24 protein-coding genes are annotated in these 25006 nt (G+C 61.0%); 19 read left to right on the forward strand and 5 right to left on the reverse strand.

Annotation, left to right across the window (positions count from 1 at the left end):
- Positions 1 to 141: 141 nt before the first annotated feature.
- The 15 genes from JH25_RS15645 to ureC all read left to right on the forward strand — a co-directional run bounded on the left by JH25_RS15645 (position 142) and on the right by ureC (position 15365).
- The gene (locus JH25_RS15645) at positions 142 to 2250 is read left to right on the forward strand and encodes a TonB-dependent receptor (protein ID WP_032878133.1); all 2109 of its coding nucleotides are present in this window, start codon (positions 142 to 144) and stop codon (positions 2248 to 2250) included.
- Positions 2250 to 3038: an ABC transporter ATP-binding protein gene (locus JH25_RS15640; protein ID WP_032878134.1), complete on the forward strand. Its 789-nt coding sequence runs from the start codon at positions 2250 to 2252 to the stop codon at positions 3036 to 3038. Before JH25_RS15645 ends, JH25_RS15640 begins: the two co-directional genes overlap by 1 nt.
- Positions 3035 to 3982 (forward strand): ABC transporter substrate-binding protein, encoded by a 948-nt coding sequence (locus JH25_RS15635; RefSeq protein ID WP_032878135.1) that lies wholly within the window; start codon positions 3035 to 3037, stop codon positions 3980 to 3982. The genes JH25_RS15640 and JH25_RS15635 overlap by 4 nt, the downstream gene beginning before the upstream one ends.
- Positions 3979 to 4989 carry a FecCD family ABC transporter permease gene (locus tag JH25_RS15630; protein WP_032878137.1) on the forward strand — a complete coding sequence of 337 codons (1011 nt, stop codon included), beginning with the start codon at positions 3979 to 3981 and terminating at the stop codon, positions 4987 to 4989. The genes JH25_RS15635 and JH25_RS15630 overlap by 4 nt, the downstream gene beginning before the upstream one ends.
- 183 nt (positions 4990 to 5172) lie before the next feature.
- Complete coding sequence (gene urtA, locus JH25_RS15625) at positions 5173 to 6438, forward strand: urea ABC transporter substrate-binding protein (RefSeq protein ID WP_032878139.1); 1266 nt, start codon at positions 5173 to 5175, stop codon at positions 6436 to 6438.
- Positions 6439 to 6603: 165 nt separating this feature from the next.
- Positions 6604 to 8106, forward strand: coding sequence for an urea ABC transporter permease subunit UrtB (gene urtB, locus JH25_RS15620; protein WP_032878141.1), 1503 nt, complete (start codon positions 6604 to 6606; stop codon positions 8104 to 8106).
- The gene (gene urtC, locus JH25_RS15615) at positions 8106 to 9173 is read left to right on the forward strand and encodes an urea ABC transporter permease subunit UrtC (protein ID WP_032878142.1); all 1068 of its coding nucleotides are present in this window, start codon (positions 8106 to 8108) and stop codon (positions 9171 to 9173) included. Before urtB ends, urtC begins: the two co-directional genes overlap by 1 nt.
- Positions 9170 to 10003: an urea ABC transporter ATP-binding protein UrtD gene (urtD, locus tag JH25_RS15610; protein ID WP_164699519.1), complete on the forward strand. Its 834-nt coding sequence runs from the start codon at positions 9170 to 9172 to the stop codon at positions 10001 to 10003. Before urtC ends, urtD begins: the two co-directional genes overlap by 4 nt.
- A gap of 148 nt (positions 10004 to 10151) precedes the next feature.
- On the forward strand, positions 10152 to 10850 hold the full coding sequence (urtE, locus tag JH25_RS15605) for an urea ABC transporter ATP-binding subunit UrtE (protein WP_032878146.1): 699 nt from the start codon (positions 10152 to 10154) through the stop codon (positions 10848 to 10850).
- Between the two features lie 31 nt (positions 10851 to 10881).
- Positions 10882 to 11721 (forward strand): urease accessory protein UreD, encoded by an 840-nt coding sequence (locus JH25_RS15600; RefSeq protein WP_032878148.1) that lies wholly within the window; start codon positions 10882 to 10884, stop codon positions 11719 to 11721.
- A 159-nt stretch (positions 11722 to 11880) separates the two neighbouring features.
- Positions 11881 to 12183 carry an urease subunit gamma gene (gene ureA / locus JH25_RS15595; RefSeq protein WP_032878149.1) on the forward strand — a complete coding sequence of 101 codons (303 nt, stop codon included), beginning with the start codon at positions 11881 to 11883 and terminating at the stop codon, positions 12181 to 12183.
- A 9-nt stretch (positions 12184 to 12192) separates the two neighbouring features.
- Entirely contained in the window at positions 12193 to 12705 is a 513-nt protein-coding gene (locus tag JH25_RS15590) for a GNAT family N-acetyltransferase (protein WP_032878150.1), read from the forward strand.
- A 5-nt stretch (positions 12706 to 12710) separates the two neighbouring features.
- The gene (locus tag JH25_RS15585) at positions 12711 to 13244 is read left to right on the forward strand and encodes a GNAT family N-acetyltransferase (protein ID WP_032878151.1); all 534 of its coding nucleotides are present in this window, start codon (positions 12711 to 12713) and stop codon (positions 13242 to 13244) included.
- The gene (locus JH25_RS15580; protein WP_032878152.1) at positions 13241 to 13546 is read left to right on the forward strand and encodes an urease subunit beta; all 306 of its coding nucleotides are present in this window, start codon (positions 13241 to 13243) and stop codon (positions 13544 to 13546) included. The genes JH25_RS15585 and JH25_RS15580 overlap by 4 nt, the downstream gene beginning before the upstream one ends.
- A gap of 118 nt (positions 13547 to 13664) precedes the next feature.
- Positions 13665 to 15365, forward strand: a complete 1701-nt coding sequence (gene ureC / locus JH25_RS15575; protein ID WP_032878154.1) for an urease subunit alpha — start codon at positions 13665 to 13667, stop codon at positions 15363 to 15365.
- Between the two features lie 45 nt (positions 15366 to 15410).
- On the opposite strand, the gene JH25_RS15570 is transcribed toward ureC, so the two are convergent.
- Positions 15411 to 16349, reverse strand: coding sequence for a DnaJ C-terminal domain-containing protein (locus JH25_RS15570; RefSeq protein ID WP_032878155.1), 939 nt, complete (start codon positions 16347 to 16349; stop codon positions 15411 to 15413).
- 238 nt (positions 16350 to 16587) lie between these two features.
- Here JH25_RS15570 and JH25_RS15565 point away from each other — a divergent pair, with 238 nt between their 5' ends.
- Complete coding sequence (locus tag JH25_RS15565; protein ID WP_032878156.1) at positions 16588 to 17856, forward strand: Hsp70 family protein; 1269 nt, start codon at positions 16588 to 16590, stop codon at positions 17854 to 17856.
- An 83-nt stretch (positions 17857 to 17939) separates the two neighbouring features.
- Here the strand turns inward: JH25_RS15565 and JH25_RS15560 are convergent, their stop codons facing one another.
- The 3 genes from JH25_RS15560 to JH25_RS15550 form a co-directional block, all read right to left on the reverse strand.
- Entirely contained in the window at positions 17940 to 18953 is a 1014-nt protein-coding gene (locus JH25_RS15560; RefSeq protein WP_032878157.1) for an AI-2E family transporter, read from the reverse strand.
- 209 nt (positions 18954 to 19162) lie between these two features.
- Positions 19163 to 19462, reverse strand: a complete 300-nt coding sequence (locus tag JH25_RS15555) for a PsiF family protein (protein WP_005784310.1) — start codon at positions 19460 to 19462, stop codon at positions 19163 to 19165.
- A 71-nt stretch (positions 19463 to 19533) separates the two neighbouring features.
- Entirely contained in the window at positions 19534 to 20322 is a 789-nt protein-coding gene (locus tag JH25_RS15550; RefSeq protein ID WP_005784308.1) for an AraC family transcriptional regulator, read from the reverse strand.
- A gap of 97 nt (positions 20323 to 20419) precedes the next feature.
- Here JH25_RS15550 and JH25_RS15545 point away from each other — a divergent pair, with 97 nt between their 5' ends.
- The 3 genes from JH25_RS15545 (at position 20420) to JH25_RS0127125 (ending at position 22830) form a co-directional block, all read left to right on the forward strand.
- Positions 20420 to 21310 (forward strand): DMT family transporter, encoded by an 891-nt coding sequence (locus tag JH25_RS15545; RefSeq protein WP_032878158.1) that lies wholly within the window; start codon positions 20420 to 20422, stop codon positions 21308 to 21310.
- Between the two features lie 97 nt (positions 21311 to 21407).
- Positions 21408 to 21938: a ferritin-like domain-containing protein gene (locus JH25_RS15540; RefSeq protein ID WP_005784304.1), complete on the forward strand. Its 531-nt coding sequence runs from the start codon at positions 21408 to 21410 to the stop codon at positions 21936 to 21938.
- 181 nt (positions 21939 to 22119) lie between these two features.
- Positions 22120 to 22830 carry a ribonuclease T2 family protein gene (locus JH25_RS0127125; protein WP_050549358.1) on the forward strand — a complete coding sequence of 237 codons (711 nt, stop codon included), beginning with the start codon at positions 22120 to 22122 and terminating at the stop codon, positions 22828 to 22830.
- Here the strand turns inward: JH25_RS0127125 and JH25_RS15535 are convergent.
- Entirely contained in the window at positions 22827 to 24896 is a 2070-nt protein-coding gene (locus JH25_RS15535) for an AsmA family protein (protein ID WP_032878160.1), read from the reverse strand. The genes JH25_RS0127125 and JH25_RS15535 overlap by 4 nt on opposite strands.
- Positions 24897 to 25006 lie beyond the last annotated feature (110 nt).

Genomic DNA, 25006 nt, shown 5'->3' on the forward strand with positions numbered 1-25006 from the left:
ATGCCCAATCCAGGGGGCTTGTGTAGCCTTGCGCAGACTTTTGCCCCGCAGCCGATAAGTGTTAACTTATAACACTTTCTGCGCTATCGTTGCTCGCCGCGCCCTGCGGCGAGTACCTCTCAAGAAGCGACTGATCGACCGATGAACAACTACCTTGCGAGCGGCCTGTGCCTGCTCGCCCTGCATACCAACGCCCAGGCCCTGACCCTGCCCGCCAGCCCCATTACCGCACCGGCAGTGGATAGTGAGCGCGTTGACCTCAACACCCCGACCACCGCCGGTTCGCGCCTGAATCTCACAGCGCTGCAAACCCCCGGCAGCGTTGAAAGCCAGACCGGCGCCCAGATCCGCGAACGTGGCGACGCCAGCGTGCAGGACGCCATCTCCCGCGCCACCGGCATCAGCCGCACCGGCACGCCGGGCGACGGCGGCACCTCGTTGCAGGCCCGCGGCTTTACCGGCCAAAGCTCGGTTATGCAGCTGTACGACGGCAACCGCATGTACACCGGCATGGGCACCTCGACCTTCCCGGTGGACAGCTGGGCTGTGGAACGGGTGGACGTGCTGCGCGGCCCGGCCTCGGTGCTGTACGGCGAAGGCGCCACCGGCGCGGTGATCAACACGATCTCGAAAAAACCCTTTGCGGGCGAGATCGAAAACCATATCCGCCTTGGCTACGGCTCCTACGACCGCCAGCAGCAAGCCCTCGACAGCGGCGGCTCGCTGACCGACACCTTGAGCTACCGCTTGAACCTCAACCGCCTGCGCAGCAACGGCTTCATCGACCGTGGCGATTCCAGCAGCGATTTCATCAGCGGCGCCCTGCGCTGGCAACCAGCCGACAACCTGAGTTTCACCCTGGCCAGCGACTACGGTGATCAGCGCCCACAAAACTACTTCGGCACGCCCCTGGTCAACGGCCAGTTGCACAAGGGCCTGCGCGACAAGAACTACAACGTCAGCAACGACACCCAGCACTACAACGACCAGTGGACGCGCCTGACCAGCGAGTGGCAACTCAACGACAACGTCAGCGCCACCAACGAGTTGTATTACCTGAAAAACCAACGCCGCTGGCAAAACGCCGAGAACTACAATTTCACCAACGGCCAACTGACCCGCAGCGGCAACTTCGGTATCAAGCACGATCAGGAACAGGTGGGCGACCGCCAGACCTTCACCTTCAAGCACACCCTGTTCGGCCTCGATAGCCAGACCGTAGTGGGCGTGGAATACAACCGCATCCGTTTCCGCCTGGCGAGCAACACGCCATTTAATGATGTGTCGGGAACCGGCCAACCCATCGACCTGTATCACCCGGCGCCCGCGCCGTTTGCCAGTAAAGACCCGTTCAAACCGGTGTTTTCCACTACGACCAAAACCTTCGCAGGTTTTGCTGAAAACCGCTTGCAGTTGACCGACCAACTCACGCTGATCACCGGTATCCGCCGCGACTACGCGCACATCGACCGCGACGACCTGCGCACTGGCGGCCAATCCGACAAAACCCTCACCGGCAATAACTGGAAAGCCGGTCTGGTCTACGCGATCACCCCGGACACCTCGGTCTACGGCCAGTACGCCACCAGCACCGACGGCGTCGGCGGGCTGATCTCCCTGAGCCCGAGCCAGCAACAGTTCGACCTGTCTACCGCCAAGCAGACCGAGGTCGGCATCAAACAAGCGTTCTGGGGTGCCCGCGGAGAATGGACCCTCGCCGCCTACCACATCGTCAAAAAGAAACTGCTGACGGATGTGCCGGGTGAGCCGGACTTCAAACAGCAAGTCGGCCAACAATCCTCCAACGGCCTGGAAGCCAGCCTCGACTTGCAACTGCCCCACGCCTGGCAGTTGCAAGCCAACGCCGCCGTCGTGCGGGCGCAGTACGACAACTTCAAACAAGACGTCAACGGCGTACAGGTCTCCCGCGACGGCAACCGCCCGGTGGACGTTCCGCGCCGCACCGCCAACCTGTGGCTGAGCAAGGCCGTGACCGACAACGTGCGTGCCGCTGCCGGTGTGCGTTACGTCGACGCACGCTATGCCGATATGGCCAACCAGAGCGAGCTGCCGAGCTATACCGTGGTCGATGCCACGTTGTCGTGGAAAGCCATGCGCGACACCACGCTGGGCCTGCAACTCAATAACCTGTTCGATCGCACTTATGCGGTCAGCCAGTACAACGATGGGCAGCAGTGGATTCTGGGTGTACCTCGCTCCATGTTCATTACCGCGGACTACACCTTCTAATGACCTCACTTACCCTCACCGACCTGGCTTGGACTCCACCCGGCCACACCCACTGCCATCACCAGTTCCAACTGCGTGACGCCAGCCTGCGCGTCGGTGCCGGGGAGTTTGTCGGGCTGATCGGGCCTAACGGCAGTGGCAAGACCAGCCTGTTGCGCTGCGCCTATCGGTTCACCCGGCCAGAACACGGTGATGTATCGCTTGCGCACCAGAATGTCTGGAAGCAAAGCGCAAAGTGGTGCGCGCAACACATCGCCGTGGTGCTGCAGGAGTTTCCCGATACCTTCGGCTTACGCGTGGATGAGGTGGTCGCCATGGGGCGCACACCCCACAAGGGTTTGTTCGACAGCGACACACTGCACGACCAGCAACTGATCCTTCAAGCGCTGGAATCGGTGGGCATGCAAGGCTTCGAGGACCATGCCTTCGCGACCCTGTCCGGCGGTGAAAAACAGCGCGTCATCCTTGCCCGCGCCCTGGCCCAGCAACCGCAACTGTTGATCCTTGACGAGCCGACCAACCACCTCGACCCGCGTTATCAACTTGAGTTGCTCAGGCTGGTCAGGCGTTTGAACATCGGCACCCTGGCCAGCATCCACGACCTCAACCTGGCCGCCGCCTTCTGTGATCGCCTGTACGTGATCCACCACGGGCGCATCGTCGCCAGCGGCACGCCCCACGAAGTGCTGACCGCCGCGTTGCTGCGCGACGTGTTTGGCGTCGAGGCCTTGATCGACACTCACCCCTTGGACGGCTACCCACGAATCACTTGGATAACCCAGCCATGATCCTGCGCATCCTGCTGTCTCTGCCTCTGTTGCTCGGCGCGGCTCAAGCACTCGCCGAAAGCACCCGATACCCGCTGACCATCAAAAGTTGCAACCGCGACGTAACCTTCCAGCAAGCCCCACAACATGCCGTCAGCCACGACATCAACATGACCCAGATGATGCTCGCCCTGGGCCTCAAGCCACGCATGGCCGGCTACAGCGGCGTGACCGGCTGGAAGTCAGTACCGCCGCAAATGGCCACGCTCCTCGACGGCCTGCCGGAACTGGCGAGCAAGTACCCGTCGGTGGAAACCCTGCTCAACGCCAACGTGGATTTCTTCTTCGCCGGCTGGGGTTACGGTATGCGCGTGGGCGGCGACCTCACGCCTTACACCCTGCAACCCTTGGGCATCAATGTGTATGAGTTGACCGAGTCATGTGCGTTCGTGATGAAGCGCCCAGCCGCAAGCCTCGACGATACCTATAACGACCTGCGCAACCTGGGCAGGATCTTCGACGTGCAGGATCGCGCCAATACCCTTATCGCCCAGATGCAGGCGCAAGTGGCCGAGGTGCAAAAAGACCTGCCCGCCGACAAGCCACGGGTGTTCCTTTACGACAGCGGCGAAGACCGCGCCATGACCTCGGGCCGCCTGGGCATGCCCCAGGCGCTGATCGACGCCGCCGGCGGGCGCAACATCCTCGATGACATCGACGCCAGCTGGACCCGAGTCAACTGGGAAACCGTCGTTGAGCGCAACCCACAAGTCATCGTGATCGTTGACTACAGCGAGGTCACCGCCGAACAGAAGAAACAGTTCCTGCTTGACCACCCTGCACTGCAATCGGTGGAGGCCATCAAGCACCAGCACTTCATCGTGATCCCCTATATGCAAGCCACACCAAGCATCGACAACGTGCTAGCAGTTGAAACCCTGGCCAAGGGGTTTCACGGCGAATGATCACCCGTCACTACGTCCTGTTATTAAGCGCCCTGGGTGCCTTGTTGCTGGTCTCCTGCGTGATCTCCCTGGGGTTCGGTTCGGCGCAGGTGCCAGTGGACGTGGTGTGGCGAATTTTGCTGAACAAGGTGTTCGGCTTGGGTGTGGTGGACTGGAGTGTGGGCCAGGAACATATCGTCTGGCTGATCCGTGTGCCGCGTATGCTACTGGGGGCGCTGGTAGGCGCCGGGCTGGCACTGATAGGCGCGGTACTGCAGGCGGTCACGCGTAACTCGCTGGCCGACCCGCACCTGCTCGGTGTGACCTCCGGCGCCACCCTCGGCGCGGTGATCGTGGTGCTGCATGTGGGTGAAATCATCGGCCTGCTGACCTTGCCCCTCGCCGCCTTTATCGGTGCGCTGCTGAGTATGTTGGTGGTGCTGGCCGTAGCCAGTCGCAACGGTCGCCTGGAAAGTGATCGCCTGCTGCTGTGCGGTGTAGCGGTGTCGTTCGTGATGATGGCGGTGGCCAACCTGTTGCTGTTCATGGGTGACCACCGCGCCGCCTCGGCGGTGATGTTCTGGATGCTCGGCGGCCTGGGACTGGCCCGCTGGGAACTGCTGGCAATTCCCGCCACCACAGTGCTGCTGGGGTTGCTGTTGCTGCTCGGCATGGCCCGCCCGCTCAACGCGTTGATGGCCGGTGAGCAGACAGCCGTGACCCTCGGTTTGAACGCACGCAATGTACGCTTGAAAGTCTTCCTGGTCGCTTCGCTGATGACCGGCGTGCTGGTGTCCATCAGCGGTTCTATCGGCTTTGTCGGGCTGATGGTGCCGCACATCGCCCGGCGCCTGATAGGTGCCGAACACCGGCGTTTACTGCCAGTGTGCGTGCTGCTTGGCAGTGTGTTCCTGGTGTGGGTCGATGTCGCCGCACGCACACTGATAGCGCCCGAAGACTTGCCGATTGGCGTGGCGACGGCGGCGATTGGCGGGCTGTTTTTTATCGGTTTGATGCGCAAGCGTTGAGCGCGCCCCGTTGTAGCGCACAGCCACGCACCTGGCAGACCGACCCGCCATTTCATGGTGCATTTCCCATGCGCTGACCTGGGCGAAGCGACCATTTCATGCCTTTTTCCGACTCGGCACAGCGCTTGCAATCACCTGCTCAACTTCCCTTCATAACAGTGTTGAGTCCACGGAGATCGCACCATGCAGCGTCGCAGCTTGATCAAGGCTTTCACTTTGTCGGCATCCATTGTCGCCATGGGTTTGACCTGGACCGTCCAGGCCGCCGAGACCATCAAGGTCGGCATCCTGCACTCGTTGTCCGGGACCATGGCGATCTCCGAAACTTCGCTTAAAGACATGGCGCTGATGACCATCGACGAGATCAACGCCAAGGGCGGCGTGAACGGCAAGATGCTCGAACCAGTGGTGGTGGACCCGGCGTCCAACTGGCCGCTGTTCGCAGAAAAAGGCCGGCAACTGTTGACCCAGGACAAGGTTGCCGTGGTGTTTGGCTGCTGGACCTCGGTGTCGCGCAAATCCGTATTGCCGGTGTTCGAAGAACTCAACGGTTTGCTGTTCTACCCGGTGCAGTACGAAGGCGAAGAGATGTCGCCGAACGTGTTCTACACCGGTGCGGCGCCGAACCAGCAGGCGATTCCGGCAGTGGAATACCTGATGAGCGAAGAAGGCGGCAGTGCCAAGCGCTTCTTCCTGCTGGGCACCGACTACGTGTACCCGCGCACCACCAACAAGATCCTGCGCTCGTTCCTGCATTCCAAAGGTGTGGCGGATAAGGATATCGAAGAGGTCTACACCCCGTTCGGCCATGCCGATTACCAGACCATCGTCGCCAACATCAAGAAATTCTCCGCCGGCGGCAAGACTGCGGTGGTCTCCACCGTCAACGGCGATTCCAACGTGCCGTTCTACAAAGAGCTGGCCAACCAGGGCTTGAAAGCCACCGAAGTACCGGTGGTGGCGTTCTCGGTGGGCGAAGAAGAACTGCGCGGCATCGACACCAAACCACTGGTGGGCAACCTGGCGGCGTGGAATTACTTCCAGTCGGTAGAGAACCCGGTCAACCAGAAATTCGTCGCCGACTGGAAAGCCTACGCCAAGAAGCACAACCTGCCGGGCGCAGACAAAGCCGTGACCAACGACCCGATGGAAGCCACCTATGTGGGCATCCATATGTGGGCCCAGGCGGCAGAGAAAGCCAAGTCCACCGACGTCGACAAAGTGCGCGAAGCCCTGGGCGGCCAGACCTTCGCCGCACCGTCGGGCTTTACCCTGACCATGGACAAGACCAACCACCACCTGCACAAGCCGGTGATGATCGGCGAGATCCAGGCTGATGGGCAGTTCTCGGTGGTGTGGCAGACCGAAGCACCGATTCGGGCACAGCCATGGAGCCCTTACATCCCGGGCAATGACAAGAAGCCGGATTACGCGGTGAAGAGCAACTAAAGCCCCACGACTCTAATGTAGGGCATGGTCAATGTGGGAGCTGGCTTGCCTGCGATGCAAACAACTCGGTGTGCCTGACACACCGCAGCGATGCCATCGCAGGCAAGCCAGCTCCCACAGACAACCAGCGCCCCCACTGTCCCCGCATGATCAGGACATTTTTGTATGCCCACTGCCCTCCACCGCTTCATCCTCGCCGTGCTGTTGTTGCTGCCTTTGGCCGCACACGCCAGCGACGCCGAAGACTTCATCAACGCCAACCCGATGCAACAAGCCAAGCTGCTCCAGGACTGGGCCGCCCAGCCTGACCCGGCGCGCATCGAGCTGGTGGATGCCCTGCAACAAGGCCAACTTAACGTCAACGGCGAAACCAAGACCGTACGCCTGAACAACCGTCTGCGCGGCCTGATCGACAACGTCCAAGCCAGCCAGCAACTGCTCGCCGCCGATCCCAAGGTTCGCCTGGCGGCAGCTCGAACCCTGCAAAAAAGCGCTGTGCCTGCGCAGTTGAAATTCCTCGACCAGCAGGTCGCCGCCGAAACCGACGAGGATGTGCACAGCGCCCTCAGCCTGGCCCTGGCCAACCTGCAACTGGTGGACAGTGACCCTGCGGTGCGACTGGCCGCCGTGCGTCTGCTCGGCAGCACCGGCGACCCGCTGGCCCGCACGCGCCTCGAAGCGCTGCTCGCGCCGGGCGTGGAAACCGATGCCGCCGTGCACACCGCCGCCGAAACCAGCCTGGCCCAGGTCAAACGCAAACTGATGGTCGGCGAGATCCTCGGGCAGGCGTTCAGCGGCATGTCGCTGGGCTCGATTCTATTGCTGGCGGCACTGGGTCTGGCGATCACCTTCGGCCTGCTCGGCGTGATCAACATGGCCCATGGCGAGATGCTGATGCTCGGCGCCTACTCCACCTATGTGGTGCAGCTGATGATGCAGCGCTATGTGCCCCAGGCCATCGAGTTCTACCCGCTGATCGCGCTGCCGGTGGCGTTCTTCGTCACCGCCGCCATCGGCATGGCCCTGGAACGCACGGTGATTCGTCACCTCTATGGCCGACCACTGGAAACCCTGCTCGCCACCTGGGGCATCAGCCTGATGCTGATCCAACTGGTGCGCCTGGTGTTCGGCGCGCAGAACGTCGAAGTGTCCAACCCCGCCTGGCTGTCCGGCGGTATTCAAGTACTGCCCAACCTGGTGCTGCCGTACAACCGCATCGTCATCATTGCCTTCGCGCTGTTCGTGGTGGTGCTCACCTGGTTGTTGCTGAACAAGACACGCCTGGGCCTTAACGTGCGCGCCGTCACCCAGAACCGCAACATGGCCGCCTGCTGCGGCGTGCCCACCGGGCGCGTGGACATGCTCGCCTTTGGTCTGGGCTCCGGCATCGCAGGCCTTGGTGGCGTGGCCCTGAGCCAGATCGGCAACGTCGGCCCGGACCTGGGCCAGAGCTACATCATCGACTCGTTCCTGGTGGTGGTACTCGGTGGCGTCGGCCAGTTGGCCGGTAGCGTAATGGCGGCCTTCGGCCTGGGTATCGCCAACAAGATTCTTGAACCGCAAATCGGTGCCGTGCTCGGCAAGATCCTGATCCTCGCGCTGATTATTCTGTTTATCCAGAAACGCCCGCAAGGACTCTTCGCACTGAAAGGACGGGTGATCGACTGATGAACCAGCCATTGATGCTTACGGCTACGCAAAAGGCCGGCCCCAAGGTGACGATCGCCGTCGGCGTGGTGATCCTGTTCCTGCTGCTGGCGCTGCCACTGTGTTCGCTGCTGGCGCCGGACAATCCACTGCATGTATCGGCCTACACCCTGACGCTGGTGGGCAAGATCCTCTGCTACGCCATCGTCGCGCTCGCGCTGGACCTGGTGTGGGGCTATGCCGGGATGTTGTCCCTGGGCCACGGTCTGTTCTTCGCCCTGGGCGGTTATGCCATGGGCATGTACCTGATGCGCCAGGCGTCGGGCGACGGGTTGCCGGCGTTCATGACCTTTTTGTCCTGGACCGAATTGCCCTGGTACTGGGCGGGCACCGACAACTTTCTCTGGGCGCTGTGCCTGGTGGTGCTGGCCCCGGGAGTGCTCGCGCTGGTGTTCGGTTTCTTCGCCTTCCGCTCACGGATCAAAGGCGTGTATTTCTCGATCATGACCCAGGCCCTGACCTTTGCCGGAATGCTGTTGTTCTTTCGCAACGAGACCGGCTTTGGCGGCAATAACGGCTTTACCAACTTTCGCAGCATCCTGGGCTTTGGCATTACAGAACCTGGCACACGGGCGGTGTTATTTGTGGCCACGGTGCTGTTGCTGGTAGCCAGCCTGTACATCGGCTGGCGCCTGGCGCAGAGCAAGTTCGGCCGCGTGCTGACCGCCTTGCGCGATGCCGAGAACCGCCTGATGTTCTGTGGTTACGACCCGCGTGGCTTCAAGTTGTTCGTGTGGGTGTTGAGCGCAGTGTTGTGCGGGTTGGCGGGGGCGCTGTATGTGCCGCAGGTGGGCATTATCAACCCCAGCGAAATGTCGCCGACCAACTCCATCGAGGCCGCCGTATGGGTCGCCCTCGGCGGGCGGGGCACACTGATCGGGCCATTGCTCGGCGCTGGGGTGGTCAACGGCATGAAGAGCTGGTTCACGGTGGCGTTTCCCGAGTACTGGCTGTTCTTCCTGGGGGCGCTGTTCATCATCGTCACCCTGTACCTGCCCAAGGGCGTTATCGGCCTGCTGAAGAAATGAGGAACGTCATGCTTGAACCTATTTTCGATGCGGGCAGCGGCCGCGATGCGATCGGTATCGGCCAGGCCGCAGGCAAAGGGCTCAACACCCGCCACGGCACCATCCTGACCCTGGAAGATATCAGCGTCAGCTTCGACGGTTTCAAAGCGTTGAATGACCTGAACCTGTATATCGGCGTCGGCGAATTACGCTGCATCATCGGCCCCAACGGCGCGGGCAAGACCACGCTGATGGACGTGATCACCGGCAAGACCCGGCTCAGCCACGGCAGGGCATGGTTCGGCGAAACCCTGGATCTGACCAGCATGAGCGAAGTGCAAATCGCCCAGGCCGGTATCGGCCGCAAGTTCCAGAAGCCTACGGTGTTCGAAGCCCTCAGCGTGTTCGAAAACCTTGAGCTGGCGCAGAAGACCGACAAGTCGGTGTGGGCCAGCCTGCGGGCGCGCCTGAGTGGCGAGCAAAAAGACCGCATCGATGAAGTACTCGACACCATCCGCCTGACCGCCTCGGTGCATCGGCCCGCCGGCTTGCTGTCCCACGGTCAGAAGCAGTTCCTGGAAATCGGCATGTTGCTGATGCAAGACCCGCAACTGTTGCTGCTCGACGAACCGGTGGCCGGCATGACCGACGCCGAAACCGAATTCACTGCCGAACTGTTCAAGCGCCTGGCCGGCAAGCATTCGTTGATGGTGGTGGAGCACGACATGGGCTTTGTCGGCTCCATCGCTGATCACGTCACCGTGTTGCACCAGGGCAGCGTATTGGCCGAAGGGTCGCTGGAACAGGTGCAGGAAAATGAGCGGGTGATCGAGGTCTACCTCGGTCGCTAACGCTGACACGAACTGCTTTATGTGGGAGCTGGCTTGCCTGCGATGGCGTCACCTCAGTGTCACACAAACACCGAGTCGCCTGCATCGCAGGCAAGCCAGCTCCCACATTTGATCCGGTTCCCGCAGGGGGATTGAAGAGGTATTGAGAATGCTGCAAATCGACAAACTGCACCAGTACTACGGCGGTAGCCACATCCTGCGCGGGCTGTCCTTCGACGTGAAAATCGGCGAAGTCACCTGCCTGCTCGGCCGCAACGGCGTGGGCAAGACCACCCTGCTCAAGTGCCTGATGGGCTTGCTGCCGGCCAAGGAGGGCGCGGTAAATTGGGAAGGCAAGGCCATCACCGGCTTCAAGCCGCACCAGCGTGTCCATGCCGGGATCGCTTATGTGCCTCAGGGCCGGGAGATTTTTGGCCGGCTGACGGTGGAAGAAAATCTGCTGATGGGGCTGTCGCGCTTCCCCGGTTCCGAAGCCAGGGAAGTGCCCGCGTTCATCTACGAGCTGTTTCCGGTGTTGCTGCAGATGAAGCATCGACGCGGCGGCGATTTGTCCGGGGGCCAGCAGCAACAGTTGGCGATTGGCCGCGCCCTGGCCAGCCGCCCGCGCCTGCTGATCCTCGATGAGCCCACCGAAGGTATCCAGCCGTCGGTGATCAAGGAGATCGGTGCGGTGATCAAGAAGCTTGCCGAGCGTGGCGACATGGCGATCCTGCTGGTGGAGCAGTTCTACGACTTCGCTGCCGAACTGGCCGACCACTACCTGGTGATGTCACGCGGTGAAATCGTGCAGCAGGGCCGCGGTGAAAATATGGAGAGCGAAGGTGTACGCGGCCTCGTAACCATCTAATCTGTGGCGTCACGACATTAAGCCAAAAACCATGAACCTGCCCGTTTCCCCTGCCCTGTTCACCCCCAGCTGGCACGCCGCGCTGGAACTCGGCTACGCGCGTTTCGGCGACACCACGCGCCCGGTATTGCGCCGCCACCTGGGCCCGCTGCGCGTGCAAAAGCACCTGTACGCCGAAGGCCCCCAGGTGTGCCAGCACATCATCGTGCACCCGCCCGGCGGAATTGCCGGCGGCGATCGCCTGGACATCAGCGCCCACGTCAGCGCCGGTGCATGGGCGCAGTTGACCAGCCCCGGCGCCGCCAAGTGGTACCGCGCCAGCGGCCCGGCATTTCAGCAACTTGAGTTGACCGTCGAGGCCGGCGCGACCCTGGAATGGCTGCCCCAGGAAACCATCGTGTTCAGCGCCGCCCAGGCCGAACTCACTACGCGCATCGAGCTCTCGGGCGATGCGCGGTTGTTCTACTGGGACGTGGTCGCCCTGGGGCGCCCGGCCAGCGGCGAGCGGTTCGACCTCGGCCACTTTCAATCACACCTGGATATTCGCCGCGACGGCCAGTTGCTCTGGCATGAGCGCCAGCGCATTGTGGGCGCCGATGGGTTGCTGGATTCGCCCATCGGGCTGGATGGGCAGCCGGTGTTTGCCACGTTGCTGGTGACGGGTGAGGTCGATCCTGAATTGCTTGAGCGTTGCCGCTCGCTGCCCCACGCGGTGCGCGGCGATTTGACCCAACTGCCTGGGTTGCTGGTGGCGCGTTGTCTGGCCGAGGAAGCGCTGTTGGCGCGGGGGTGGTTGATTGATTTATGGCGGCTGTTGCGCCCGGCAGTGCTGGGGCGAGAAGCCGTCGCACCACGAATCTGGAGCACATGAAGATCAACAAGTGAAACTGAGTTTATGTGGGAGCTGGCTTGCCTGCGATGGCGGTGTGCCTGATACACCGCTATCGCAGGCAAGCCAGCTCCCACACCGGCCTGTTTCCACAGGGGATCTGCGGTGTTTTTATGAATGCTGTTTGAAGGACCTTGAACCATGGATTTGACCCCACGGGAAAAAGACAAACTGCTGATCTTCACCGCCGGCCTGGTGGCCGAGCGCCGCTTGGCGCGCGGCGTGAAGCTCAACTACCCGGAAACCATCGCCTATATCTCGGCCGCGCTGATGGAAGGCGCTCGCGATGGCCGCACCGTGGCCGAGTTGATGCACTTCGGCACCACCTTGCTCAGCCGCGAGCAAGTGATGGAAGGCATCCCGGAAATGATCCCGGATATCCAGGTGGAAGCCACCTTCCCCGATGGCACCAAGCTGGTGACTGTCCACCAGCCAATCGCGTGAGGCCCGGCCATGATTCGTGATGCTACCGAGCAAGACCTGCCGGCGATCCGCGACATCTACAACGACGCGGTGCTCAACACCACGGCGATCTGGAACGAACAACCGGTGGACCTGGCCAACCGCCAAGCCTGGTTCAGCGCACGCCAGGCGCAGCAGTACCCGATCCTGGTCGCGGTGGAAAACGACGAAGTCACCGGCTACGCCTCATTCGGCGACTGGCGACCTTTCGAAGGCTTTCGCTACAGCGTCGAACACTCGGTGTACGTGCGCAATGACCAGCGCGGCAAAGGCCTCGGTCCACGCCTGATGCAGGCCCTGATCGAGCGCGCCCGCAGCTGCGGCAAGCACGTCATGGTCGCCGCCATCGAAAGCGGCAACCTGGCCTCGGTCCACCTGCATGAACGCCTGGGTTTCATCACCACCGGGCATATGCCGCAAGTGGGCATCAAGTTCGGCCGCTGGCTGGACCTGACCTTTATGCAACTGACCTTGAACCCGGGCGCCGAACCGCCCAAGGAGTGAGATCGATGAACGCTGCACAACTGCGTCGAGTCAATGCTGAAAGTTTTGCCCATTACCGCCTGGGCTTGATCGAGTTGTTGCTGGACGCGGTGCAGCATGGCGCGTCGGTGGGCTTTATGGCCGACTTCGATGAGGCCCAGGCCCGCGAGTATCTGACCGGCGTGCAAGCCGGTATCGAAGACGCCAGCCTGCTGTTGTGGGTGGTGGTACGTGAAGAACGGGTAGTCGCCAGTGTACAACTGGCGCTGTGCCAAAAGGCCAATGGCCTCAACCGCGCCGAAGTGCAAAAGTTGCTGGTGCACAGCAGCGCCCGCCGCCATGGCCTGGGCCAGCAATTGATGCACAGCCTGGAGCTCGCCGCACGCCAGCACAAGCGCGGCCTGCTGTATCTGGACACCGAGGCCGGCTCCGGCGCCGAAGCCTTCTATCAGTCGCTGCGCTACATCAAGATCGGTGAGCTGCCCGATTACTGCCAAAGCCCGGACGGGCGCTACAGCCCGACCGCCATCTACTACAAGACCCTGGGGCAACCGGCATGATTCCTGGTGAATATCAGATCCAGCCTGGCGAGATCGAACTGAATGTCGGCCGCCGCACCGTCACCTTGAGCGTGGCCAATAGCGGCGACCGGCCGATTCAGGTGGGCTCGCATTACCATTTTTTCGAGACCAATGACGCGCTGGAATTTGACCGTTCAGCGAGCCGCGGTATGCGCCTGAATATTCCGGCAGGCACGGCGGTTCGGTTTGAGCCGGGGCAGCGTCGGGAGGTGGAGTTAGTCGATTTGAGCGGCGGGCGCCGGGTGTTCGGGTTTGCCGGTCGAATTATGGGCGACCTCTAGGGCCTCATCGCAGGCAAGCCGGCTCCCACCTTTTGACAGTGTTCACAAATCAAAATGTGGGAGCGGGCTTGCCCGCGATAGCGATCTCACATTCAACACAATTAATCAGGGCAACCACATGAAAATCAGCCGCCAAGCCTACGCCGACATGTATGGCCCCACCGTCGGCGACAAGGTCCGCCTGGCCGACACCGAGCTGTTTGTCGAAGTCGAACAGGACTTCACCGTCTATGGCGAAGAAGTCAAATTCGGCGGCGGCAAGGTGATCCGTGACGGCCAGGGCCAGAGCCAGTTGCTCGCCCATGAGGTAGTGGACACCCTGATCACCAATGCGCTGATCATTGACCACTGGGGCATCGTCAAGGCTGACGTTGGCTTGAAGAACGGTCGCATCCATGCCATCGGCAAGGCCGGCAACCCGGATATCCAGCCCGGCGTGACCATGGCCATTGGCGCCAGCACCGAAGTGATCGCCGGTGAAGGCATGATCCTCACCGCCGGCGGCATCGACTCCCATGTGCACTTCATCTGCCCGCAGCAGATCGAAGAAGCACTGACCAGCGGCGTCACCACCATGATCGGTGGCGGCACCGGGCCGGCCACCGGTACCAATGCCACCACCTGCACTTCAGGCCCCTGGCACCTGGCGCGCATGCTGCAGGCCAGTGATTCGTTCCCGATGAACATCGGCTTTACCGGCAAGGGCAACGCCAGTTTGCCCGAGCCATTGATCGAGCAGGTCAAGGCCGGTGCCATCGGTTTGAAGCTGCATGAAGACTGGGGTACCACGCCTGCCAGCATTGATAACTGCCTGAGCGTCGCCGACCAGTACGATGTGCAGGTGGCGATCCACAGCGACACCCTCAACGAGTCGGGCTTCGTCGAAACCACCCTCGCCGCGCTCAAGGGCCGCACCATTCACACTTACCACACTGAAGGTGCCGGTGGCGGCCACGCACCTGACATCATCAAGGCGTGCGGTTACCCGAACGTGCTGCCCAGTTCTACCAACCCGACGCGGCCATTCACCCGCAACACCATCGACGAGCACTTGGACATGCTGATGGTGTGTCATCACCTGGACCCGAGCATCGCCGAAGACGTGGCCTTCGCCGAGAGCCGCATCCGCCGCGAGACCATCGCCGCCGAAGACATCCTGCATGACCTCGGCGCGTTCTCGATGATCAGTTCAGACAGCCAGGCCATGGGCCGTGTCGGCGAGGTGATCACGCGCACCTGGCAGACCGCCGACAAGATGAAAAAACAGCGCGGCCCACTGCCGGGTGACGGCCCCGGCAACGACAACTTCCGCGCCAAGCGCTACATCGCCAAGTACACCATCAACCCGGCGATCACCCACGGCGTGAGCCATATCGTCGGTTCCGTCGAAGTCGGCAAATGGGCGGACCTGGTGTTGTGGCGCCCGGCGTTTTTCGGTATCAAGCCGACCCTGATCCTCAAGGGCGGCGCGATTGCATCGAGCCTGATGGGCGATGCCAACGCCTCGATTCCCACACCGCAACCAGTGCATTACCGCCCGATGTTCGCCAGCTTCGGCAGCTCGCTGCACGCCACCAGCCTGACGTTTATCAGCCAGGCGGCACAGGACGCCGGCCTGCCCGAGGCCCTGGGATTGAAGAAGCAGATTGCAGTGGTCAAGGGCTGCCGCGATGTGCAGAAAAGCGACCTGATCCACAACTATTACCTGCCGGATATCGAGGTTGATCCGCAGACCTATCAGGTCAAGGCCGATGGCGTACTGCTGTGGTGTGAACCGGCTGAAGTCCTGCCGATGGCCCAGCGATATTTCCTGTTCTAGCTCAAACTCATGTGGCGAGGGAGCTTGCTCTCTCGCCACAGGACCTTAGAACTGCTCGCGTGGGTTAAAAGCGGCTTTTTGCGCCAGCTCCTGCCACAACGCTTTCACATCCTCATTGCCCGCAGGGGGCATGACCGCCTTCAACTGGATGAACAGGTAGCCACGTTGCCCGGCCTTGTTCAGCAAGCCATGGCCCTTGGCGCGCATACGCTGGCCATTCTGGCTGCCGGCAGGCACCTTGAGGTTGATCTTGCCGGTCAGGGTCGGCACTGCCACTTCCGCACCCAAGGCCAACTCCCACGGGGCCAGCGGCAGGTTGATGACCAGGTTCTCGCCATCGACCTCGAACTTGGGGTGCGGCGCAAACTTGATGATCAGGTACAGGTCGCCATTGGCGCCACCGCCAATGCCTGGCGCGCCCTGGGCCTTGAGACGGATGCGCTCGCCGTCGGCTACACCGGCGGGGATCTTCACATTCAGGCTCTTGACGCTATTGCTGACATGCCGGCCAGAGGCGTCGTATTGCGGCACCTGAAAGCTGATCTGCTTGGACTCGGCCGACAGGGTTTCCTCAAGGGAGACCGACAGCTGCATCTCCACATCCTGGCCCTTGCGCCCGGTAGGACGACGTTGACCACCACCGAAAGCATCGCCGCGCGAGCCAAAGATCGAGCTGAAAAAGTCCGAGAAATCGCCCGCGTCCTGGCCACCGCCAAAGCCGCCACGGCTCTGCCAGCCCGGCGGGCCCTGGAACGGCTGGCCATGCTGGCCGTATTTGCGCAATTCGTCGTACTCGGCTCGCTTATCGGCACTTTTAAGCGCTTCATAGGCTTCGGACGCGTCCTTGAATTTCTCTTCGGCGTCTTTTTCCTTGCTCACATCGGGGTGATATTTGCGCGCGAGCTTGCGATAGGCAGCCTTGATTTCCTTGTCATCGGCCGTCGGCTCGACACCCAGAATCTTGTAGTAATCTTTGAAATCCATCGACGGTTCACCATCCTTTATCGAGATCGCACTGCCCGGGGCGCAACGTGCGCTGGTTTGCACCTGGTGAGGGTTGCGGCCTGGGGGTACGTCAAAGTGTTATCGGCATCAGCCGTATGCAACAGATGTGGGGGCAAATCCCGTACTTTCAAGCACGATTTAACGGATGGTTGGCCTACGCAAGCGCTTGCGACTGGCATACACTGCGCGGCCGTTTTTAAACCGGAACCCGATAGACATGAAAAACCCATCCCCAGCCCGTGCCTGCGGCATTGACTTCGGCACGTCCAACTCCACCGTCGGCTGGATCCGCCCCGGCATGGAAACGCTGATCGCGCTGGAGGACGACAAAATCACCCTGCCGTCGGTGGTCTTCTTCAACTTTGAGGAGCGCCGCCCGGTGTACGGTCGCTTGGCGCTGCACGAATACCTGGAGAACTACGAAGGCCGCTTGATGCGCTCGCTCAAGAGCCTGCTGGGTTCCAAGCTGATCAAGCACGACACCAGCGTGCTTGGCACTGCAATGCCTTTTACCGACCTGCTGGCGCTGTTTATCGGCCAACTCAAGAGCCGCGCCGAAGCCAACGCGGGGCGTGAGTTCGAAGAAGTGGTATTGGGCCGCCCGGTATTCTTCGTCGATGACGACCCGATGGCCGACCAGGAAGCCGAGAACACCCTGGTGGACGTGGCGCGCAAGATCGGCTTCAAGGACATCTCGTTCCAGTACGAACCGATTGCGGCGGCGTTCGACTACGAGTCCACCATTGAAAAAGAGGAGCTGGTGCTGATCGTCGACATCGGCGGTGGTACCTCCGACTTCTCCCTGGTGCGCCTGTCGCCGGACCGCCGTCACAACGACAACCGCCAGAGCGACATCCTCGCCACCGGTGGCGTGCACATCGGCGGAACCGATTTCGATAAGCAACTCTCGCTGGCCGGCATGATGCCGCTGTTCGGCTACGGCAGCCGCATGAAGAGCGGCGCCTACATGCCTACCAGCCACCACATGAACCTGGCGACCTGGCACACCATCAACACGGTGTACTCGCAAAAGTCCCAGCTGGCCCTGGGCAGCATGCGCTACGACATCGAAGACACCGGCGGCATCGACCGCCTGTTCAAGCTGATCGAACAGCGCGCCGGGCACTGGCTGGCGATGGAAGTGGAAGAAACCAAGATCCAGCTGACGCAGGCAGACAGCCGCCATGTGCCACTGGATCGTATCGAAGCCGGCCTGAGCGTGGACCTGAGCCGGGCGCTGTTCGAGTCCTCCATCGACAACCTGCTTGAACGCGTGCGCGGCAGTGTCACGCAATTGCTCAATGACGCCTCGGTGAGCGTGGCCCAGGTGGACACGGTGTTCTTCACCGGTGGTTCCAGCGGCATCCCCGCGTTGCGCCACAGTATCTCGGCGATGCTGCCGAATGCGCGGCATGTGGAAGGCAATATCTTCGGCAGTATCGGCAGCGGTTTGGCGATTGAGGCCAGCAAGCGTTATGGGTCTTAAGCGGTAAGTTTTCAGCTGCAAGCGGCAAGTAAAAGCCAATCTGCTTCCGCTTGCAGCTTGCAGCTTGTAACTCGCATCTGCGCCTAAACCATCCCACCCAACTTCAGCTCACTCTTCAGATACGCATAGTAAATCGGCCCTGCCACCACCCCCGGCAAACCGAATGCGGCTTCAAACACCAGCATCGCCAGCAGTAACTCCCACGACTTGGCACTGATCTGCCCGCCGACGATGCGCGCGTTGAGGAAGTACTCGACCTTGTGGATCACGATCAAATACCCCAGCGCCGCTACCGCCACCCAGATCGACAGCGACAGCGCGACGATGGTGATCAGGGTGTTGGACATCAGGTTGCCGATCACCGGCAGCAAGCCGAGCAGGAAGGTCAGCACGATCAGGGTTTTGGTCAGCGGCAGGTGGATGCCGCACAGCGGCAGCACCACGGCGAGAAACACGGCGGTGAAAGCCGTGTTGAGCGCGGCGATTTTGATCTGGGCGAAGACGATGTTGCGAAACGCCTGAACCAGCAGGTGCAAACGGTCGAACAGCGCGGCGGCCAGGGGTTTGCGTTTGGTCAGGTCGGGCACCCGTTGCAGGGCGATGATGGCGCCGAGCACCATGCCGATCAGCAAGGTGACGAACATATGGGCGGCGTCTTTGCCGACCAGTTGCAGTTCGCTCAAGTGCTTGCTCATCCAGTCGCCGATGGCCACGCGAAACTCGGCGGCGCTGGCGGGCAGGTAGGCGTCGATGAACGGCGGTAACTGGCCGCGTGCGCGGTCGACCACGCCCATGAATTTATCCAGGGAAGCCCCGGGGTTTTCAGCTTCGTGGAGCAGGAAGCTGATGGCGCCGGCGAAGATCAAGGTGAGTACGCTGACGATCAGGGTGCCGAGCAAGGCCACCGCCAGCCAACGGGCGCGCCGGCCTTCGATCAGTCGTTGCAGTTGGGGGGTGAGCATGTTGACCAGTTCATAGACCAACAGGCCGGCCAGCAGGCTGGGCAGCAACTTCAGCGGCAGCACCAGCAGCAACCCGCCGAAAATGATGATGTAGCTGGCCAGCAACAACACATGACGCTGAGAAAACGTTGGCATACAGCCTCAAAACGAACGGCGTTAAAGGATGGGCAGTCTGCCAGCGTTGCAGGCATCAAGCGAGGGGGGACGACTGTGAATGCGATCAAGTGCGGGAGGGGGCTTGCTCCCGATTACGGAGGATCAGCCAATGAATCGATTGACTGACACGGCGCTATCGGGAGCAAGCCCCCTCCCACATTTGATCTGCAGCGCCTGCGAAATCGTGATTAACCTTTGAGGCAGGTGCTCATGAATGTTTTACGCGCATCGCCGGTCAACGCTTTGGTTTTAGCCGACGCATTGCAGTCCTTCATCTTCTGCTGCTGCGGCGTCAGGGTCTTGGCATCGTTGGCGGCAGGCGCCGACAGGCAGGTCTTCATGAAGGCCTTGCGGTCATCGCCCTTGAGGGTCTTGGTGGTGGCTTCGGCATTACAGGTGGTCATTTTGTTCTGCTGGGCAGTGGCGGCAAAACCTTGTGAACACAGCAGCAGGCCCATCATCAACAACGGAATACGCAGCATCTTCATGGAGTTTTCTCCCTGTTACCGTGCCGACGGGCACGGCCTACAGCGCAGTGTAGTCAAAAGCTGTTACAACTTCACCGGCCACGAATATTCGTCCGTCGGTAGTGCTCCGGGGTGCAACCAGCATGGCGTTGGAACATGGCGATAAATGCCGAGGCGGTGCTGTAGCCCAAATCAAACGCCACGTGCTGCACGCTGCGATCACTGTCCAGGGCTTCGATGGCCGCCAGGTAGCGCAGGCGCTGGCGCCATTCACCAAAACTCATACCCAGCTCGCGCACAAACTGACGCGCCAGGGTGCGTTCGCTCACATGTACCTGCTCAGCCCATTGCCCGAGCGGGCGATTGTCGGCGGGCTGCGCCTGCATACCTTCCAGCACCCCCAGCAGCCCGGGGTGGCGGGCGTAGGGCAGGAAGCCATCATGGATCGGCGCCTGCTTGAGTTGGTCCACCAGCACCTGGGCCAGGCGGATATCCGCGTCCGATTGCGGGATATTCACGTCGCGCTGGGCGAAATCGCTGAGGATGGCCTTGAGAATATCGCTGATCGTCAGCGTGCACGGCGCTTGCGGCAGCTGCTCGCAGAGCGTCGGCGCCAAGCCCACCGAACGATAGACAATCGCCTGGGCGTTGTAGGAGCTGTGTTCGGTGTTGGGCGGGATCCACACCGCGTACTGCGGCGGCGACATAAAACGGCTGCCAGCCACCTCCATGCGCATCACGCCGTTGGCTGAATAGTCCAACGACCCCCAGCTGTGCCGGTGCGGTGTGCACTCGGTATCGGGTGCGAAATCGGAATAGCGAAAGTACACAGGGCTCGGCAGGCGGGGGAAATCCGCCAGGCGTACGGTATGTCGGGGCATGTTGTCTGGATTCAGAGGTCGGTTGTCTGGATCGCAGTATAGGCTTCGATCCAGACAGGGGATAATCGCGCCTCGTCAATACACTGGGTTTCTTTCGATGCAATACGCGTATCCGCTGCTGGCCATCTTTATCTGGGCCGGCAACACCGTGGTCAACAAATTGGCCGTGGGCTCGATTTTCCCGGCTGAAATCGGCTTTTACCGCTGGCTGTTCGCAGCACTGCTGTTCACCCCGTTCATGCTCAAGCCGGTCGTTGCCAACTGGGCGCTTATCCGCCCCAACCTGGGCAAGATCTTCATCCTCGGCGTGCTGGGCATGGCGGTGTATCAAAGCCTGGCCTATTACGCCGCCACGCTGACCAGCGCCACCAACATGGGCATCATCCTCTCGCTGATGCCGCTGATGGCGTTGACCGCCGCGATTATCAGCCTGGGGCAACGCCTGACCTTAGGCGCGCTGACCGGCGCGGTGCTGTCGTTCGCCGGTGTTGTGGTGGTGGTATCGTCCGGCAGCCTGGGCGCGCTGTTGCAACACGGGGTCAACCTGGGTGACGGCATGATGCTGGTGGCGACGCTGGCTTATGCGGTCTACAGCACCCTGCTGAAAAAATGGCAACTGCGCCTGCCGCCGTTGGTGCTGCTGTATTTGCAGGTGCTGGTGGCGGTGGTGGTGGTGCTGCCGCTGTACCTGTTCTCGGCCAAGGCCGGTTTGGGCTGGACGAATATTCCGCTGGTGCTGTACGCCTGCCTGCTGGCTTCAATGCTGGCGCCGTTGGCGTGGATGCACTCGGTGAAGACCCTGGGGCCAAGCCGTACCACGCTGTTTTTCAACCTGCTGCCGTTGATTACCGCACTGATCGCAGCAGTGGTGTTGAAGGAAGAGTTGGCGCTGTATCACCTGGTGGGTGGCTTGCTGACCCTGGGTGGAGTGATCCTGTCGGAGCGCTGGACCACACCGGTCAGACGTGCTCATGACACATCCTGTTAAATCCGATAAAACTTTTCGCCTGGCCCGGGACTCACAACCTATAGCGATCACGCCGGCAGAGCGTGGCGTACAACCGGACTAGCCCCAGGAGATTGAAATGACTGAAGCACACTTGACTGACATTGCGACCCTGCGCAGCCGCGCCCGCCAGAATGTCGAAAACGGTGCCGTGACCGAAGGCTACGACGCCGACCGTCAGGAAATCATCCGCCTGCTCAACGAGTCGCTGGCCACTGAGCTGGTTTGCGTGTTGCGCTACAAGCGTCACTACTTCATGGCCAACGGCCTGAAAGCCAGCGTGGCTGCCGATGAGTTCCTTGAACACGCCACCCAGGAAGCCGAGCACGCCGACAAACTGGCCGAGCGTATCGTGCAACTGGGCGGCGAGCCGGAGTTCAACCCCGACCTGCTGTCGAAGAACTCCCACGCTCAATATGTGGCAGGCAACTCGCTCAAAGAGATGGTCTACGAAGACCTGGTAGCCGAGCGCATCGCGGTGGACAGCTACCGTGAAATCATCCAGTACATCGGCGATAAAGACCCGACTACCCGTCGCATCTTCGAAGACATCCTGGCCCAGGAAGAAGAGCACGCCGATGATATGGCGGATATTCTGCAGGACCTCTGACAGGTCGCAGTTCAAACCCCAGGTGCAAGCCGAGCGCTTCCACCTGGGGTTTTATTCTGTCTATATGCCCACCACCGACCTGTCAGGTTTGACAGTAGATTTTCCAGCGCACCAGCGCTAATTAATACTTCCAACGTTCGCTGACAACACTGTCAGCCGAATGAAAAGGGAGTAACCGCCCATGAAAAATACTTACCTCTTTGCAACGGCGATGGCCACGCTGCTGATCAGTCATGGCGCCTTGGGCCTGGATGCGAACGAGGAGATAACCCCCAGCAGCAAGGGTTACCAATATTTAGTCTACGCGGTGACCTGGCAGCCCAGTTTCTGCAAGCTCAAGCCGAAAACGTCGGGCTGCGATAAACCGCCGCAAAAGTTTCTGACCCATGGCATCTGGCCCTATAACAACAGCATCGGGCAAAAAACCAATCGTCATCCGGCCAATTGCAATACCGCGCCCAGCTGTAAATCATCCACAGAGTGCGATATCAGCGAGGACAAACTCAACCAAATTTCCGACACCCGCGCAATTGCCGGGCTAGTAACCGCCTCCCCGCAAGAAATGTTCAGATACGAGTGGAAGAAACACGGGACCTGCTCCAATCAAACTGAGACGGACTATTTCAATGACATTGTCAGACTGCGAAAAGCAGTGATGTACCTCGAGCCAATGTTTAATACCTGGATAGGTCGTAGCGTGAAGTTCGATCAACTCAAAAATGCATTCCCGACCCATGCATCTTTCCGCTGTTTTACCCTGGACGGTAAGCAGTACTTGCATGAAGTGTTCTACTCGATCTATCCGGACGGCACCCCCTATAAAGGCGATCCGTCCCTCCAGATCGGTATTCCCTGCGCGCCCGGGGAAACGCTTATCCCCAGTGGCAGTTAACCTTTCACCGTCTTGGGTGCCTTGCCTTCCTTCATCTGCTGCAGCAACGGTGCGCACTCATTGGGCTCTCCGCCACTTGGAGCGACCAAGGCGAGCAAGCCGGCGGCTGGCCCGGCGATAACGCCCAGGGCGACCATGCCTGCACCACGTAGCGCCAGCGGAATGGCTTTCACGCCAGCATTGGGCTTGATAAACGGCCCATTGACGTACAGCGGCGAGCGCAGCGAAAACAAGCGAAAGCCCTTGGACTCCGGCGTGATGGTCAGGTCCAACTGCTCCGTGGCCATGTTCGCGGTGCCGTCGATGTAGATGATGGCGTTCTCGGTATCGAACACAAACAACCGCGTGGTCGCCAGGCCCGTCTTGATGCCGAAGTCCGCCGCTGCGCAGTTGATCTTCACTTCCTCGTCGCCGAACAGGCGCCCCACGACGTAGTTGCCCACGTTGAGCCCGGCGATTTCCATCAGGCTGCGGCTGATGGCGCCATCGTTGATCAGCATCTTCAGGTCGCCGTTGGAGGTTCCCAGCAGTGCCGCCACCGAGTTGCCGCGCCCGGAAATATCGGCATCGCCGTTGAGTTCGCCGAAGCTGGTTTTCATCGGCTCAAAGGTCGGGAACAGTTGCTTGAGCTTGAAGTTGCGTGCCGTCAGCTTGGCGCTGCCTTCCATCGGCGTAATGCGGCCATTCAAGCGAATCTGCGCATCGAGCTTGCCGCCGGCCACGCCGAAACGCAGGGGTTCGAGGCTCAGTTGGCCGTCGTTGAGCACCAGGTGCGTATACAGATCGGTGAAGGGCAAGTCGGCGCTGTGCACGATACGCTTGCCGGTGAATTCCACGTCGGCATCCATCTCGCGCCAGCGCTCGGTGCGGAACTCTTCAACCGGCAGCACTTTGGTCGCCGGTTGTTTGCTTTCACCGCCACGAGCTTTTTGCTCGGCGTTGGAATCCGCGCCAATCAGAGGAGCCAGGTCATCCATCAGCAGTTGGTTGGACACCAGCGCGCCGCTGAGCTTGGGCCGTGGCTGGCTGGCGACATAGGCCAGGTCGCCATGGATGTCGCTGTTGCCGATCTTGCCGTTGAAGTTCTCGTAGCGGAATGAGGCGCCGCTGGTTTCATGCAGCTTGGCGATCAAATGGCCGTCGGTTGAATAGGCCGGCGAATCCGGCAAGGTCACACCAGTCAACGGGTAAAGGTTACCCAGGCTGCTGCCCGAGAGTTTCAGGCGCAGGTCCAGGGCACCGAGGTTAAGCGGGTCGGTCAAGGTGCCGGCCAGGGCGATGCTGGTGTCGGCGACTTTCACCTGGGCTTGCAGCGGGAACGGCTTGGCCGCGTCCTGCAAGGCCAGCAGACCGCCGATCTTGCCGGTGCCGGCGAGCTTCTGGCCGTGATATTGGCCTTTGACCTTGAGGCCGAACGCGTAGTCCTGAGGCGCCGAGCCTTTTTCCAGCGCCTTCTTGGCATCGGCGTCCCCGACAATTTCACCAAACGGGATGGGTTTGCCCAAGGGGTCGATGATCACATCCAACTGAGTCTTGAGGGTTTGATCGTCGAGGGTCACATGGCCCTTGTCAAAGCCGATGGCGCCGATATCCACCACCCAGTTGGAGGGCTCGGCGTCGGGGTCCTTGGGATCGAACTTGAACGTCCAGTTGGCGCGGCCGTCGGCCAGGCGCTGCAACTGGGCACTGGGTTCGGTGAGGTCAATGCGCGGGATCACCACGCGCTGCACCAGCAAAGCCAGGGGTGAAATACGCAGCTCGACCTTCTTGAGCGTGACCATCTGCGGTTGTTTCGACCAATCCGGGTTGCCCAGGGTCAGGTCTTCGGCGATCACATGGGGCCACGGCACCCAGGCACGCCAGCCGCCCTCATCGGGCTCGCGCTGCCACACCACCGCGAGGTTGCCGTTGATGGCGAACGGGCGATGCAGTTCTTCGGATACCTTGGCGTTGAGCGGCGGCTTGATGCGGTTCCAGTCGAAGAACACCAGCACAAGTACCGCTATGGCAATTAACAGAACGAAGCTGGCGCAGCTCCAAGCGACGATTTTACGAGTGCGCGTCATTGCACAGGGCTCCTGAATACGACTGGCTGGGCAACAGCCTTTGACACAGCTTATAGAACTACGACTGGCAAAGTGCCGGAGGGTTTAACCCAACGGCGGATTTAGCCGAA

This window comes from Pseudomonas sp. BRG-100, from assembly GCF_000737955.1.
GTDB lineage: Bacteria > Pseudomonadota > Gammaproteobacteria > Pseudomonadales > Pseudomonadaceae > Aquipseudomonas > Aquipseudomonas synxantha_A.

Bases quoted from the DNA above. Each gene is read 5' to 3' on its own strand.
- urtC (WP_032878142.1), top strand. From the start codon at position 8,106: ATGAACCAGCCATTGATGCTTACGGCTACGCAAAAGGCCGGCCCCAAG.
- urtE (WP_032878146.1), top strand. From the start codon at position 10,152: ATGCTGCAAATCGACAAACTGCACCAGTACTACGGCGGTAGCCACATC.
- JH25_RS15535 (WP_032878160.1), bottom strand. From the start codon at position 24,896: ATGACGCGCACTCGTAAAATCGTCGCTTGGAGCTGCGCCAGCTTCGTT.
- JH25_RS0127125 (WP_050549358.1), top strand. From the start codon at position 22,120: ATGAAAAATACTTACCTCTTTGCAACGGCGATGGCCACGCTGCTGATC.
- JH25_RS15565 (WP_032878156.1), top strand. From the start codon at position 16,588: ATGAAAAACCCATCCCCAGCCCGTGCCTGCGGCATTGACTTCGGCACG.
- JH25_RS15540 (WP_005784304.1), top strand. From the start codon at position 21,408: ATGACTGAAGCACACTTGACTGACATTGCGACCCTGCGCAGCCGCGCC.
- JH25_RS15600 (WP_032878148.1), top strand. From the start codon at position 10,882: ATGAACCTGCCCGTTTCCCCTGCCCTGTTCACCCCCAGCTGGCACGCC.
- ureA (WP_032878149.1), top strand. From the start codon at position 11,881: ATGGATTTGACCCCACGGGAAAAAGACAAACTGCTGATCTTCACCGCC.
- JH25_RS15580 (WP_032878152.1), top strand. From the start codon at position 13,241: ATGATTCCTGGTGAATATCAGATCCAGCCTGGCGAGATCGAACTGAAT.
- JH25_RS15630 (WP_032878137.1), top strand. From the start codon at position 3,979: ATGATCACCCGTCACTACGTCCTGTTATTAAGCGCCCTGGGTGCCTTG.
- JH25_RS15640 (WP_032878134.1), top strand. From the start codon at position 2,250: ATGACCTCACTTACCCTCACCGACCTGGCTTGGACTCCACCCGGCCAC.
- JH25_RS15555 (WP_005784310.1), bottom strand. From the start codon at position 19,462: ATGAAGATGCTGCGTATTCCGTTGTTGATGATGGGCCTGCTGCTGTGT.
- ureC (WP_032878154.1), top strand. From the start codon at position 13,665: ATGAAAATCAGCCGCCAAGCCTACGCCGACATGTATGGCCCCACCGTC.
- JH25_RS15550 (WP_005784308.1), bottom strand. From the start codon at position 20,322: ATGCCCCGACATACCGTACGCCTGGCGGATTTCCCCCGCCTGCCGAGC.
- JH25_RS15635 (WP_032878135.1), top strand. From the start codon at position 3,035: ATGATCCTGCGCATCCTGCTGTCTCTGCCTCTGTTGCTCGGCGCGGCT.
- urtA (WP_032878139.1), top strand. From the start codon at position 5,173: ATGCAGCGTCGCAGCTTGATCAAGGCTTTCACTTTGTCGGCATCCATT.
- urtD (WP_164699519.1), top strand. From the start codon at position 9,170: ATGAGGAACGTCATGCTTGAACCTATTTTCGATGCGGGCAGCGGCCGC.
- JH25_RS15570 (WP_032878155.1), bottom strand. From the start codon at position 16,349: ATGGATTTCAAAGATTACTACAAGATTCTGGGTGTCGAGCCGACGGCC.
- JH25_RS15585 (WP_032878151.1), top strand. From the start codon at position 12,711: ATGAACGCTGCACAACTGCGTCGAGTCAATGCTGAAAGTTTTGCCCAT.
- JH25_RS15590 (WP_032878150.1), top strand. From the start codon at position 12,193: ATGATTCGTGATGCTACCGAGCAAGACCTGCCGGCGATCCGCGACATC.
- JH25_RS15560 (WP_032878157.1), bottom strand. From the start codon at position 18,953: ATGCCAACGTTTTCTCAGCGTCATGTGTTGTTGCTGGCCAGCTACATC.
- JH25_RS15645 (WP_032878133.1), top strand. From the start codon at position 142: ATGAACAACTACCTTGCGAGCGGCCTGTGCCTGCTCGCCCTGCATACC.
- JH25_RS15545 (WP_032878158.1), top strand. From the start codon at position 20,420: ATGCAATACGCGTATCCGCTGCTGGCCATCTTTATCTGGGCCGGCAAC.
- urtB (WP_032878141.1), top strand. From the start codon at position 6,604: ATGCCCACTGCCCTCCACCGCTTCATCCTCGCCGTGCTGTTGTTGCTG.